Here is a 10,725-nt window from a genome sequence, read left to right as displayed (position 1 = left end):
GTGAGTCAACGGCGCAGCCCAACCGGCCGGGAGATGCTCGCGGTTAGCCCCGCCACGTACGTGGTCCGCCTGGTGACACCCACGGCAACGCTGGAGTGGGCAGTGCTCATGGACCAGCTGAGCTGGGCACTCAGTCGCTTGTCGAACGGAAGCGATGGCCGAGCGGCAACGTAGGCACCCGGTCAAGATCTTTGTGACCCTGTCCCCCGGGAGTGCGCCAGACGGGTGCCCACTCCCACCGACGGCCAACCAATGGGGGTCCGGGGGCGTAACCCCCCCGGGCGGGGTTTGGGGGTTGCACCCCCAAAAACACCAGCGCAACGACCCGGCGAGCGCGTTCCGCGAGCATGGGTCCCCGGAGTGGAGCTGAGGGGAATCGAACCCCTGACCTCCTCGATGCGAACGAGGCGCGCTACCAACTGCGCTACAGCCCCGGAAACGCTGGGAGCATAACAGGAGGCTACTCGCCCGCGGCGCGGCGGTAGGGGAGATTGTCCGGGCGGTCGAGGTCGTCGAAGGCCGGATCCTCGTCGTCGACGTCGACGACCACGGTGCCGGGGCGGGCGGGGCGGGCCGGTGGGCGGGGGGTTTGGGCTACCGGGGTGCGGGCCGGAGTGGGCGGCTCCTCGGGCTCCTCGAGCGGTTCCTCGAGGTCGGCCTCGTCCTCGGCGACCTCGGGTTCGGGGGCGTACACCCGGTGGGCGCGCATCCGGGCCAGGCGGCGTTCGCGGATCTCCTGCTCGATGCGCACCTGCCGGCGGAGGTAGCCGAGATAGCTGACCAGGGCGAGGTCGACCGCCGCGTGGACCCACCAGACCCGGGAGTCGACGATGATGGCGGCGACACCGGTCAGGATCGCGGCGATGATCATGATCAGCACGACGCGCTGGCGGAAGGCGTACTTGGCCTGGGCGAGCACGGCGGCGGCGTCGGGGTCGAAGCCGCCGCGGCCGGGCCGGTAGCCGCGCACGGCGGGCTCGAACAGCGACGGCGGGGGACGGTTCTCGACCGGCTCGGGATCCACCTCGGCGGTGTCGGGCGGCTGGGCCTCGTCGACCTCCGTGGAATCGCGCATCGGCTCCTCCTCGGCGCTGCGGACCACCCGCGCGGCCAGGGCCGAGTCCGCGGTCCGGGCGATCTCCTGGCGTTTGCGCACGATCATGGGGACCAGGACGACGAGCCAGGCCACGACGAGCGCGACAATGATCAGCGAGCTCGGCATATCCCGACACCTCCCCCGGCAGACACTTCTCTACCAGCCATTTACCCGCGCCACGTTAGTCACAACAGTCACAACAGCGACGGAGGCGCGCCGAAAAAATCATCCGGCCGGACTCAATCGATATGTGCGCGACCACTGGCCAACAGCAGGGAGACCAGGCCGTTGGGCACGTCCTCGGTGGTCAGCGCCAGGCAGAAATGGTCCCGCCAGGCCCCGGCCACATCCAGATAACGCTCGAACACGCCCTCCCGGCGGAACCCGAGCTTTTCCAGAACCCGCAGGCTGGGCACATTCTCCGGGCGCACGGTCGCCTCCAGCCGGTGCAGTCCGGCCACGGCGAAGCAATGGTCGACGACCAGGGCGACGGCGGCGGTCGCCACCCCGCCACCGGTCAGCCGGCTGGTCACCCAGTAGCCGACCCAGGCCGAGCACAGCGACCCGCGGACCACGTTGCCCACCGTGATCTGCCCGGCCAGCCGGCCGTCCACCAGGATCACGAACGGCAGGGACATGCCGCGCCGGCCGAGCGCCCGCAGCGTGGAGCACTGGGACGGCCAGGACAGCACGCCGTTGCGCTCCTCCCAGGTGCCGGGCACGGTCGGCTCCCAGCTCTCCAGATGGTGCCGGTCGGCCAGCCGGACCCGGCTCCACGCGCTCGCGTCGGTGAGCCGGGGCTTGCGCAGCTCGACCACCCCGGCGGCCACCCGCAGCGGCCCTAACCGGGCCGGCCAGCCGGGATGCCGCCCGGTGGCGGGCGCCGGCACGAGGCGCCGCTCAGCCACGTTGGGCCAGGAAGCTCACCAACACCTCGTCCCCCACAGCCACGTCGGTGGTCTCCTCGTTGACAAGAATCAGGCAGTTCGCCTCGGCGAGCGAGGCGAGCAGGTGCGACCCGGACATTCCCAGTGGCTGCACGAGGTACTCCCCGTTCGTCTCGTCCCGCAGAAGCTGGGCGCGCAGAAAACCCCGGCGCCCCTTGGTGGAGCTCACCGGAGAGAGTAGGCGGGCGGCGATCACGCGCCGCTGCGGGTTGCGCTTTCCCTGCGCGGCACGGATGAGCGGGCGCACCATCACCTCGAACACCACCAGCGCGCTCATCGGGTTGCCGGGCAGCAGGAAGGTCGGCACCGCGTCCGCGCCGAGCCGCCCGAAGCCCTGCACCGAACCGGGATGCATGGCCACCCGGGTGGTGTCCACGTCGCCGAGCTCGGACAACGCCGCGGCGATCTCGTCGGACATCGAGCCGCCGACCCCGCCGGCGATCACCACGATCTCGGAGAGCAGCAGCCGGCTCTCCACCACCTCGCGCAACCTGTGCGTGTCGGCCGGCACGATGCCGACCCGGTGCACCTCGGCCCCGGCGTCCCGGGCCGCGGCGGCCAGGGCGTAGGAGTTGACGTCGTAGACCTGGCCCTGGCCCGGCGTGCGGTCGGTGTCGACCAGCTCGTCGCCGACCGCGATCACCGAAACCCGGGGCCGCGGGTAGACCAGTACCTTGGCCCGGCCCACGGCGGCCAGCAGACCCACCTGGGCGGGGCCGATCGGCGCGCCACGCCGCACGGCCACGTCGCCGGTCTGCACGTCCTCGCCGGTGCGCCGGACGAACGCGGCGGAGGGCACCGGCTGCTGCACGGTCACCCGCGCGTGGTGGCCGTCGGTGTAGCCGACCGGGACGACCGCGTCGGCCAGGGTCGGCAGCGGCGCTCCGGTGACCACCCGCACGGTCTGGCCGGGTTGCAGCCGGCGCGGCTGACGGGACCCGGCCGTGATCTCCCCCACGACCGGCAGCCGCACCGGTTCGGTGCCGGCGAGCTGCACGTCGACGCTGCGCACCGCGTAGCCGTCCACCGCGGCCTGGTCGAACCCGGGCAACGCGCGCTCGGCGACCACGTCCTCGGCGCAGAGCAGACCCTGCGCCTCGGCGATCGCCACGCGCACCGGAGCCGGCCGGACCGCGGCCGCCAGGGCCCGACCAAGCTGCTCGTCGACTGACCTCATCCGCCCCGACCGCCTACCCGTCCGCTATACGACCTCGAAGCCAATCACGCAGATCGGGCCCATACTCCGGGTGAGCGAGCGCAAAGTCCACGGCGGCACGCAGGAAGCCCGCAGGATTGCCCAGGTCGTGCCGTCCGCCGCGGTGCACGACGACGTGCACCGGGTGGCCCTCGGAGATCAGCAGCGCGATCGCGTCGGTGAGCTGCAGCTCGCCCCCGGCGCCCGGGGTGATCCGCTTCAGCGCGTCGAAGATCGCCCGGTCGAGCAGGTAGCGGCCGGCGGCGGCGAAGGTGGACGGCGCCTCGTCCGCAGGCGGCTTCTCCACCATGCCGTTGACCCGCTTGACATCGGGGTCGTCGGTGTCGTCGACGTCGAACACGCCGTAGGCGGAGATCTCGGCGCGCGGGATGTCGAAGGCGCACAGCACGGTGCCGCCCCGTTCGGCGCGCACCCGCGCCATCCGGGACAGCACGCCGGTGGGCAGCACCAGGTCGTCGGGCAGCAGGACGGCGACGGCCTCCTCCTCCGGCCGCAGGTTCGGCTCGGCGCAGCCCACGGCGTGCCCGAGGCCCAGCGCCTGGTCCTGGATGGCGGTCTCCACCTGGATGAGGTTGGCGGCCCGCTGGACGCGGCCGAGCAGCTCGGTCTTGCCGCGCTCCTCCAGGGTCGCCTCCAGCTCGGGTTGCGGGCGGAAGTACTCGGCGACGGCGTCCTTGCCCGGCGAGATCACGATGACCAGCCGGGACGCGCCGGCCTCCGCGGCCTCGGCCGCGACGAGCTCGATTCCGGGGGTGTCGATGACGGGAAAGAGCTCCTTGGGCACCGCCTTGGTGGCTGGCAGGAACCGGGTGCCGAGGCCGGCGGCCGGCACGATGGCGGTGGCGAAAGGAAGGGCCATGGACGTTGACCCTAACCTCATGGCGTGGCACAGCTAGGCAGCGATCTGGATGCGACCCGTGCGTGGAGCAAGGCGAGATGGCGCAGCGAGCTCCGCGCCGCCCGGCGCGGGGTGCCGGCCAGCGTGCGGTTCGCCGAGGCCATGGCCCTGTCCAACCAGCTGACCAGCGGCCGGATCGTGCGTCCGGGCCAGACCCTGTGCGGGTACGTGCCGGTGGGTTCGGAGCCGGGTTCCGCGCAGATGCTCGACGACGTCGCCGACTTCGGGGTTCGGGTGCTGCTGCCGGTGGTGGCCGGGCGGGGGCCGCTGGACTGGGCCTGGTACGCCGGGCCGGACTCACTGCGGCCGGGTCCGTACGGGCTGCTCGAGCCGATCGGGGAGCGGCTGTCGACCACGGCGCTGCGCATCGCGGACCTGGTGCTGGTCCCGGCGCTGGGGGTGGACCGCACTGGAGTGCGGCTGGGGCAGGGCGCCGGGCACTACGACCAGTCGTTGCCGCTGACCGCGCCGGGCACGCCGCTGGTGGCGGTGATCCGGGACCAGGAGCTGGTGCCGGAGCTGCCGGCCGAGCCGCACGACGTGCGGGTCACCGCGGTGATCACTCCGCACCGAGGTCTGATCCGGTTCGACTGAGCTGAGCTATCATGGTTAGCACTCAGGTAAGTAGAGTGCCAAGCCTTGCCCCGAGGGAGCTGACCGTGCCGACCTATCAGTATGCCTGTACGGCCTGTGACCACCGCTTCGAGCAGATCCAGGCCTTCACCGACCCGTCGCTGACGGAGTGCCCGGCGTGTGCCGGGCGGCTGCGCAAGCTGTACGGCTCGGTCGGCGTGGTGTTCAAGGGCAGCGGCTTCTACCGCACCGACAGCCGGGCCAAGAGCCCGTCGGCGGCCTCTTCGTCCTCGTCGGACAGTGCTTCCGGCTCGAAGGAGACGAAGACCACAAGCGCCTCGAGCGACAAGTCGAGCTCCACGTCGTCCTCGTCGGGCACGACCTCCACCTCGAGCACGGCCCCGGCAGCCAAGGCCTCCTGACCACCGGCTGTCCACAGCTCCCCCGGGTTGTCCACAGGCCGGCGCTGACGCCCGCCGGGCGACGCGCGCCTGGCTAGCGTCGGGCCATGCCCATCACCGACCGTCTCACTCCGGTCCTGCGCGACCGGATCCGCACCGCCCTCGGCGGCCGCTGGCCCCGTGCGCTCGCGCCGCGCCGAATTCTCGCCGCCGCCCTGTTGCTCGCCGCCGTCCTGCTCGCCCTGCGTCCGGACCCCGGCGGCGGCCCACCGACCCGGCCGATGCTGGTCGCGGCCCGGGATCTCGCCCCGGGCAGCGCCCTGACCGCCACCGACGTGCGCGTCGTGCGGGCGCCCGAGACGCTGCGTCCGCCCAGCGCGTTCGAGGCGGTCGAGGCGGTGACCGGGCGGGTGCTCGCCGGCCCGGCCGGAACCGGTGAACCGATCACCGCCGCCCGGCTGCTCGGCCCGGAGAACACCCGGTTGATCACCGGCGGCCCGGACGCCGTCGCCGTCCCGGTCCGGCTGACCGACCCGGCGGTCGCCGACCTGCTCGGTCCGGGCGTCCGGGTGGACGTCGTGTCGGTGGACCCGAAGGGCGGCGCCGGGGTGCTGCTGGCGTCCGACGTCACCGTCGTCACGGTCCGAAACGAGGACCACGATCGGGTTACCGACGGCCGGTTGGTGGTAATCGGCATGCCACGGGAGGCTGCGACCCGGGTGGCGTCCACCGCCCTGGGCCAGCCGGTCACCGTGACGCTGCGCTAGCCGAACGCCGATCAAGAGGGAGCATTGGGGTGCTGAAGGGTTTCAAGGAATTCATCATGCGCGGCAACGTGATCGACCTTGCCGTCGCGGTGGTGATCGGTACCGCCTTCACCGGGGTGGTGACCGCTATCGTGGAGCGGCTGATCAACCCGCTGGTGGCGGCGTTCGGCGGGGGCAACGAGATCGGCTGGGCGGTGCAGCTCGTCTCGGGCAACCCGAAGACCGTACTCGACTTCGGCGCCATCCTGACCGCGGTGATCACCTTCCTCACCGTCGCCCTGGTGATCTACTTCGTGATCGTGCTGCCGATGAAGAAGCTCGAGGAACGCCGGGCCCGGGGCGAGGAGCCCCCGCCGAACAAGCCCAGCGACACCGACCTGCTGATCGAGATCCGGGACCTGCTGCGCGAGCAGCAGCAGCTACACCAGCCGGCGCCGCGCAACCGGTAACTGTCCCGCCGCTCCGGGATTTTGATGCGGTCGTCGCGTTCCCGGGGGAAGGTGCGGATCGCGGGTGGGTTGTGGCTGGGTGCCGTCACGGTCCCCTGAGGTGGCGGTTGGGCGGGACGACGAGCCCGCCCTAGCGGTCGTGGTGGGGTGGGCGGTTGCGGTGGTACCAGTCGTCGTCCGGCGGCGGGGTGTCGGGATCGCGCTCGTCGGCGGTGGTGTCCGGGAGCACGTCGCCGAAGATCTCGTCGAGGTCGCGGCGGCGGCGCGGCGGGCGGTCGGGCTCCGGTTCGCCGTTCACCGGCTCATTTCGTCCAATCCGGACAGTTCGCCGATCACGTAGGGCACCAGCGAGGACAGCGTGGCCATGCCGTCCCGGACAGCGGCGCGCGAGCCGGCCAGGTTGACCACGAGCGTGCTGCCGGACACGCCGACCAGCCCCCGCGAGATCCCCGCGTCGACCGCTCCGGCCGCGAGACCGGACGAGCGCAGCGCCTCGGCGATGCCCGGGATCGGCCGGTCCAGCACGCCCAGGGTGGCGTCCGGGGTGACGTCGCGGGGCGAGACCCCGGTGCCACCCACGGTCACCACCAGGTCGGCCCCGCCGATCACGGCGGTGTTCAACGCGTTGCGGATGTCGACGGTCTCCCCGGCCACCGGCACCACCCCGTCGACGATGAACCCGGCTTCCTCGAGCAGTTCGACGACCAGCGCGCCCACCGTGTCCTCGTGCTCCCCATGCGCCACCTTGTCGTCCACGATCACGATCAGAGCCCGGCCAAGCCGCTGCGCGCTGCGTTCCATGGGACAACCGTAGCGGCCCCTCATGATCGGACGAATCTGACGGCATGAACGAGTAACCGCGGCCGACCGCACGACGACGCCGCAGCGGACGCCCGGATATGACCGTTCGGTGACGTCCGCCGGAATCCGTGCCGGATCCGTGCCATACCGGCCTAGCGTCGGGGTCATGCGCGTGTTGATCACGGGCGGAGCCGGGTTCGTCGGCTCGCACGTCGCCGATCTGCTCGCCGAACGCGGCCACGAGCCGGTGCCGCTGGACAATCTGCTGCCCCAGGCGCACGGTCGCCCGCCGGACTACAGCGCGCGGCACGGCCTGGTGCGCGGCGACGTCCGGGACGCCGGCCGGTTGGCCGGGCTGCTGCGCGGGGTGGACGTGGTGTGCCATCAGGCGGCCGTCGTCGGCCACGGCCTCGACCCGTCCGACGCGCCGGAGTACGTGGCGCACAACGACTACGGCACCGCCGTGCTGCTCGCCGCGATGCACGCGGCCGGGGTGGGCCGGCTGGTGCTGGCCTCGTCGATGGTGGTCTACGGCGAGGGCCGGTACCGCTGCCCGGCGCACGGCGTGGTGCGCCCGGGCGCCCGGCTGCCGGCGGACGTCGCGGCCGGGCGGTTCGAGCCCCGCTGCCCGCGCTGCGGCGGCGAACTGGCGCCCGGCCTGGTGCCCGAGGACGCGCCGATGGACCCGCGCAGCACCTATGCGGCGACCAAGGCCGCGCAGGAACTCCTGGCGGCGGCCTGGGCAAGGCAGACCGGGGGCGAGGTCTGGGCCTTGCGCTACCACAACGTCTACGGCCCGCGGATGCCGCGCGACACGCCCTACGCCGGGGTGGCGTCGCTGTTCCGGTCCGCGCTGGAGCGGGGCGAACCGCCGGCCGTGCTCGAGGACGGCCGGCAGCGCCGCGACTTCGTGCACGTCTCGGACGTGGCGCTGGCCAACGTCCGGGCGATGGAGACCGCCGGGACGCCCGGCGCGCTGGTCGCGGTCAACGTGTGCTCGGGCGAGCCGCACACGGTCGGCGAGCTGGCCGCGACGCTGGCGGCCGCGTGCGGCGGCCCGCAACCGCGAGTCGCCGGCGGCGCCCGGCCCGGCGACGTGCGGCACGTGGTCGCCGACCCGGCCCGGGCCCGGGAACTGCTCGGCTTCCGGGCCGCGGTCTCCTTCGCCGACGGGGTGGCCGCGTTCGCCACCGACCCGCTGCGCGAGCCGGTGCGGCCGTTGGGCGCGCGCTAGACCGGCGCCAGCGGCAGGCGGACCTCGAACCGGCAGCCGGGGCCGTGGTTGTGCGCGTCGATCGAGCCGCGGTGCGCCTCGACCAGGCCCTTGGCGATGGCCAGGCCGAGGCCCGCGCCGACCGGTTCGGCGGTGGGGGTGCGGGCCGGGGCGCCGCGGAAGGCGACGTCGAAGACCCGGGCCAGTTCGGCCTCGGGGATGCCGCCGCAGGAGTCGTCGACCGCGAGCACGGCCTGCGTGCCGTCGATGCCGACCTGGACGGCCACGGTGCCCTCCGGCGGGGTGTGCCGGATCGCGTTGGACACCAGGTTGCACACGATCCGGCCCAGCTCCGGATCGCTGCCGATGACCACCGGCCAGCCCTCGGCGTTGGCCAGCACCCGGACCCGCTTGCGTTGCGCCAACGGCACCTGGGTCACCAGGGCGTCGGCGACCACGTCCTGCAGCGGCACCTCGGACATGGTCAGCCGCAGCGCGCCCGCGGTGATCCGGGACAGCTCGAACAGGTCGTCCACCATCCCGGACAGGCGCCGGGTCTCCACGCCGATCCGCTGGGCGTAGTCGGTGACCTCGGCCGGCTCGCTGACCACCCCGTCGGCCAGGGCCTCGCTCATCGCCCGGATGCCGGCCAGCGGGGTGCGCAGGTCGTGGCTGATCCAGGCGACCAGCTCCCGCCGGGACGCCTCGGCGGCGCGCTCCCGGTCCCGCGCCTCGCGTTCCCAGACGCTGCGCCGGGCGATGACCCGGCCGAGCAGCACCGCCACCGGCACGGTCACCAGCACCACGAGCAGGAACACCAGCAGCATCGTGGTCAGCGTGTCGTTGAACATGAACCCGCTGACCCCGACCACCCCGATCACCGTCGCGGCCATCGGCACGAGCACCAGCACGGTCAGCGTGGTGCCCAGCGATCCCTTGCGCACCAGGTAGAGCAGCAGCAGCCCGGCCAGCAGAACCGGAACGGTCAGGGCCAGCACCACCGGCAGGATGTGCCAGGCATGCTCGAGCATCTGGCCGAGCGTCTCGTTCGACCCGATCACGCCGGGCGGTTGGGCTCCGGTGGGCGGGTCAGCTGTGGTCATAGCGGTACCCAACTCCCCACACGGTCACGATCCGGCGTGGTTTCGCCGGTGTGGCCTCGATCTTCTCCCGCAACCGTCGCACGTGGACGGTCACCGTGGACTGGTCGCCGAAGTCCCAGCCCCATACCCGGTCCAGCAACTGCTCCCGGGTGAACGCCTCGCCCGGGTTGGCCATCAGGAACACCAGCAGGTCGAACTCCCGGGTGGTGAGCGCCAGCGGGACGCCGGACAGGCTCGCCCGGTGCCCGGCGACGTCGAGCACCAGGTCGCCGTCGGCCAGGTCCGCCGCCGCGCCGCGCGGCGCGGCGGCCTGGGCGCGGCGCAGCACCGACGCCACCCGCAGGGCCAACTCCTTGGGGCTGAACGGTTTGGTCACGTAGTCGTCGGCCCCGAGCTCCAGCCCGGCGATCCGGTTCTCCTCCTCGCCCAGCGCGGTGAGCATGACCACCGGAACGGCGCTGCGCGCCCGCAGCCGCCGGCACACCTCCAGGCCGTCCATGCCGGGCAGCATCAGGTCGAGCACGACCAGGTCCGGCTGATGCTCGGCGACCCAGCGCAACGCCTCCTCGCCGTTGTCGGCCAGCGCCACCCGATGCCCGCCGCGCTCCAGATACCGGCGCACGACGTCCCGCACGGTCAGGTCGTCGTCGACCACGAGCACGTTCGGCATGCGATCACCAGTTCGTCAGCAGGACGTGGTTCATCACGAGGGCGAGCACCACCCCGGCGGCGAGCCAACCCCGGCGGCCGGGCGCCGGCAGCAGCGCGGCGCCGGCCACCAGCCACACCGTGAACGGTAACCAGATCCGCTCCACTTCGGCCTTCGACAGTCCGGAAAGGGTCGCGGCGAGCACCGCGAGGGCCGCCGCCCCGACCAGCGGGGTGAGCGGCGTGGGCAGCGTCGATGGTAGGTAGGCTTCCGGCTGGGCCGCCGGCCACGACAGCGGCTGCTGGGTTAATCTGAACTGATCGGCGGCGCGCTCGCCGCGCGCGATCTGGACGAACAGCTCGCGTTGCTCGGGCGCGATTCGCAGCGCATCGGCCAGGCGCTCGGCGACCTGGCGCGAGGGTCGGCGCTCCTCGGCCTCGATCTTCCGGATGAGCGACTCGGCGCAGCCGACGTGCTGCGCAAGCGCGGCCTGGGTCAGGTCGAGCGCCTTGCGCTGGCGGCGTATTAAAGCTCCGAACGAGTGCGCCGAGAGCATCGCATATTCCTCCCGTCATCGAGTTTGTAGCGCTCTAACGTAGTGGTTCAGCACAG

Annotated in this window: 14 protein-coding genes and 1 tRNA gene; 5 read left to right on the top strand and 10 right to left on the bottom strand. The window is 72.6% G+C overall.

What is annotated here, in order from left to right; all coding sequences use genetic code 11:
* Positions 1-361: 361 nt before the first annotated feature.
* The 5 genes from VFO68_RS13250 to VFO68_RS13230 all read right to left on the bottom strand — a co-directional run bounded on the left by VFO68_RS13250 (position 362) and on the right by VFO68_RS13230 (position 4,118).
* Positions 362-434, bottom strand: a tRNA-Ala gene (locus tag VFO68_RS13250).
* Between the two features lie 26 nt (positions 435-460).
* A complete protein-coding gene (gene glpR / locus VFO68_RS13245; RefSeq protein WP_325158550.1) occupies positions 461-1,222 on the bottom strand; it encodes a gephyrin-like molybdotransferase receptor GlpR in 762 nt (253 codons plus the stop codon).
* 113 nt (positions 1,223-1,335) lie between these two features.
* On the bottom strand, positions 1,336-2,004 hold the full coding sequence (locus VFO68_RS13240; RefSeq protein ID WP_325158549.1) for a GNAT family protein: 669 nt from the start codon (positions 2,002-2,004) through the stop codon (positions 1,336-1,338).
* Entirely contained in the window at positions 1,997-3,220 is a 1,224-nt protein-coding gene (gene glp, locus VFO68_RS13235; protein ID WP_325158548.1) for a gephyrin-like molybdotransferase Glp, read from the bottom strand. Before glp ends, VFO68_RS13240 begins: the two co-directional genes overlap by 8 nt.
* 13 nt (positions 3,221-3,233) lie before the next feature.
* A complete protein-coding gene (locus tag VFO68_RS13230) occupies positions 3,234-4,118 on the bottom strand; it encodes a UTP--glucose-1-phosphate uridylyltransferase (RefSeq protein ID WP_325158547.1) in 885 nt (294 codons plus the stop codon).
* Between the two features lie 24 nt (positions 4,119-4,142).
* Here VFO68_RS13230 and VFO68_RS13225 point away from each other — a divergent pair, with 24 nt between their 5' ends.
* The 4 genes from VFO68_RS13225 to mscL all read left to right on the top strand — a co-directional run bounded on the left by VFO68_RS13225 (position 4,143) and on the right by mscL (position 6,347).
* Positions 4,143-4,751, top strand: a complete 609-nt coding sequence (locus tag VFO68_RS13225; protein WP_325158546.1) for a 5-formyltetrahydrofolate cyclo-ligase — start codon at positions 4,143-4,145, stop codon at positions 4,749-4,751.
* Positions 4,752-4,816: 65 nt separating this feature from the next.
* A complete protein-coding gene (locus tag VFO68_RS13220; protein WP_325158545.1) occupies positions 4,817-5,152 on the top strand; it encodes an FmdB family zinc ribbon protein in 336 nt (111 codons plus the stop codon).
* 86 nt (positions 5,153-5,238) lie between these two features.
* Positions 5,239-5,898, top strand: coding sequence for an SAF domain-containing protein (locus VFO68_RS13215; RefSeq protein WP_325158544.1), 660 nt, complete (start codon positions 5,239-5,241; stop codon positions 5,896-5,898).
* 29 nt (positions 5,899-5,927) lie between these two features.
* On the top strand, positions 5,928-6,347 hold the full coding sequence (mscL, locus tag VFO68_RS13210) for a large conductance mechanosensitive channel protein MscL (protein ID WP_325158543.1): 420 nt from the start codon (positions 5,928-5,930) through the stop codon (positions 6,345-6,347).
* A 130-nt stretch (positions 6,348-6,477) separates the two neighbouring features.
* Here the strand turns inward: mscL and VFO68_RS13205 are convergent, their stop codons facing one another.
* Both VFO68_RS13205 and VFO68_RS13200 read right to left on the bottom strand, forming a co-directional pair.
* Entirely contained in the window at positions 6,478-6,645 is a 168-nt protein-coding gene (locus VFO68_RS13205; protein ID WP_325158542.1) for a hypothetical protein, read from the bottom strand.
* The gene (locus tag VFO68_RS13200) at positions 6,642-7,148 is read right to left on the bottom strand and encodes a molybdenum cofactor biosynthesis protein B (protein WP_325158541.1); all 507 of its coding nucleotides are present in this window, start codon (positions 7,146-7,148) and stop codon (positions 6,642-6,644) included. Before VFO68_RS13200 ends, VFO68_RS13205 begins: the two co-directional genes overlap by 4 nt.
* Positions 7,149-7,314: 166 nt before the next feature.
* Here VFO68_RS13200 and VFO68_RS13195 point away from each other — a divergent pair, with 166 nt between their 5' ends.
* On the top strand, positions 7,315-8,382 hold the full coding sequence (locus tag VFO68_RS13195) for an NAD-dependent epimerase/dehydratase family protein (RefSeq protein ID WP_325158540.1): 1,068 nt from the start codon (positions 7,315-7,317) through the stop codon (positions 8,380-8,382).
* On the opposite strand, the gene VFO68_RS13190 is transcribed toward VFO68_RS13195, so the two are convergent.
* From VFO68_RS13190 to VFO68_RS13180, 3 genes are read right to left on the bottom strand one after another with little or no spacing between them, the layout of a single operon-like run.
* Entirely contained in the window at positions 8,379-9,422 is a 1,044-nt protein-coding gene (locus VFO68_RS13190; RefSeq protein ID WP_325158551.1) for a HAMP domain-containing sensor histidine kinase, read from the bottom strand. The two genes, VFO68_RS13195 and VFO68_RS13190, sit on opposite strands and share 4 nt — an antisense overlap.
* A 28-nt stretch (positions 9,423-9,450) precedes the next feature.
* Positions 9,451-10,134: a response regulator transcription factor gene (locus VFO68_RS13185; protein WP_325158539.1), complete on the bottom strand. Its 684-nt coding sequence runs from the start codon at positions 10,132-10,134 to the stop codon at positions 9,451-9,453.
* A 4-nt stretch (positions 10,135-10,138) separates the two neighbouring features.
* On the bottom strand, positions 10,139-10,669 hold the full coding sequence (locus tag VFO68_RS13180) for a helix-turn-helix transcriptional regulator (protein WP_325158538.1): 531 nt from the start codon (positions 10,667-10,669) through the stop codon (positions 10,139-10,141).
* Positions 10,670-10,725 lie beyond the last annotated feature (56 nt).

The organism is Actinophytocola sp. (genome assembly GCF_035712165.1).
Lineage (GTDB): Bacteria > Actinomycetota > Actinomycetes > Mycobacteriales > Pseudonocardiaceae > DASYTH01.
Note: the sequence above shows the minus strand (reverse complement) of the source record. Positions and strands in the feature narration are given on the sequence as shown.

Coding starts and splice junctions, on each gene's coding strand:
- glpR (WP_325158550.1), bottom strand. CDS start 1,222: ATGCCGAGCTCGCTGATCATTGTCGCGCTCGTCGTGGCCTGGCTCGTC.
- glp (WP_325158548.1), bottom strand. CDS start 3,220: ATGAGGTCAGTCGACGAGCAGCTTGGTCGGGCCCTGGCGGCCGCGGTC.
- VFO68_RS13230 (WP_325158547.1), bottom strand. CDS start 4,118: ATGGCCCTTCCTTTCGCCACCGCCATCGTGCCGGCCGCCGGCCTCGGC.
- VFO68_RS13215 (WP_325158544.1), top strand. CDS start 5,239: ATGCCCATCACCGACCGTCTCACTCCGGTCCTGCGCGACCGGATCCGC.
- VFO68_RS13200 (WP_325158541.1), bottom strand. CDS start 7,148: ATGGAACGCAGCGCGCAGCGGCTTGGCCGGGCTCTGATCGTGATCGTG.
- VFO68_RS13195 (WP_325158540.1), top strand. CDS start 7,315: ATGCGCGTGTTGATCACGGGCGGAGCCGGGTTCGTCGGCTCGCACGTC.
- VFO68_RS13185 (WP_325158539.1), bottom strand. CDS start 10,134: ATGCCGAACGTGCTCGTGGTCGACGACGACCTGACCGTGCGGGACGTC.
- VFO68_RS13180 (WP_325158538.1), bottom strand. CDS start 10,669: ATGCTCTCGGCGCACTCGTTCGGAGCTTTAATACGCCGCCAGCGCAAG.